This window comes from Kitasatospora sp. NPDC001225 (assembly GCF_053597855.1).
In genome coordinates this window covers 1-1,223 of the sequence record NZ_JBSFJC010000472.1, presented here as the reverse complement: position 1 = coordinate 1,223, position 1,223 = coordinate 1, and the positions used below count along the sequence as shown (strand labels likewise).

The window sequence follows — 1,223 nt, the reverse complement described above, 5'->3', positions numbered from 1 at the left end:
GGGGGGGGGGGGGGGGGTTCCGTACGGGGGTCCGGCCGGGGGGGGTAGTGGGGGGGGGGGCCCGCGCGGGGGGGGGGGCGGGCCGGGGGAGGGGTGACACCGCGTCGGCCGCGGCGGGCCGGAGGTCAGGCGAGCCGGCCGCCACCGTCGACGTGGAGCACCGTGCCGGTGACGTACGGGTTGTCGATGGCGTAGCGGACGGCCTTGACCAGGTCCTCCGGGGTGCCGACGCGTCGGGCCGGGTTGCGCTCGGCGACCCCGCGCAGGAACGCCTCCTTGTCGGCGCCCAGGCCGTCCCAGGAGCCGGTGTCGACGATGCCGGGGGAGACCGCGTTGACCCGGACCGGCGCGATCTCCACCGCCAGCGCCTGCACCAGGAAGGCCAGTGCGCCGTTGGTGGTGGCCATCACGGTGCGCGCGGGCGCCGGACGCCACGCGGCCACGCCGGAGAAGAAGGTGAACGAGCCGCTCGCGGAGACCTGCCCGGCCAGGTGCTTGGCCAGCAGCAGCGGGCCGATCACCTTCGCCGCGAACGCCCGCTGGACGTCGGCCGCTTCGAGATCCCGCAGCGGGCCGTTGGCCGGCATCGCGGCGGTCGAGACGAGGTGGTCGAAGCGGCCGGCCCGGGCGGCGAAGTCGGCGATGGACCGTTCGTCGGCGATGTCCAGGGCGATCACCTCGGACGGCCCGGACAGTTCCCCGGCCGTCCACTCCAGCTTGCGCGGGTCCGGGCCGGCCAGTACGAGGGTGGCGCCGTCCGCCGAGGCGGCCTTGGCGAGGGCCTGGCCGGTGCGTGAACCCGCACCGACCACGACGAGTCGCTGACCCTGGAGGGAGGTGGTGTCGGACATGGCGGAACTCCTTCGAATCATCGGGGGATCGGCCGCCCGCTGCTTCCCGTCGGCGGCCGCACCACGACCCTCTCCCGACCAGCGGTGATGAGTCCAAGGCTTGTTATCTACCGCAGCGATAAAATCTGTTCATGGCAATGCCGACGCTCAGACAGCTCGAATATCTGGCCACCGTGGTCGACACCGGATCCTTCACCCGGGCGGCCGAACAGCTGCACGTCACCCAGCCCGCCCTCTCCCACCAGATCCGCGCCCTGGAGGTCGCCCTCGGCGGCCCGCTGCTGGAGCGCCTGCCGCGCGCCGTACGGCTCACCCCGACGGGCCGGGCGGTCCTGCCGCACGCCCGCGCCGCGCTGGCCGAGGCCGGCCGAG

Annotated in this window: 2 protein-coding genes; one reads left to right on the top strand and one right to left on the bottom strand. The window is 74.5% G+C overall.

What is annotated here, in order from left to right:
- Nucleotides 1-125 precede the first annotated feature (125 nt).
- Entirely contained in the window at nucleotides 126-851 is a 726-nt protein-coding gene (locus ACWDCZ_RS41550; protein ID WP_049657846.1) for an SDR family oxidoreductase, read from the bottom strand.
- Nucleotides 852-988: 137 nt separating this feature from the next.
- Here ACWDCZ_RS41550 and ACWDCZ_RS41545 point away from each other — a divergent pair.
- On the top strand, nucleotides 989-1,223 hold a 235-nt coding region (locus ACWDCZ_RS41545), incomplete at its 3' end, for a LysR family transcriptional regulator (RefSeq protein WP_449818754.1).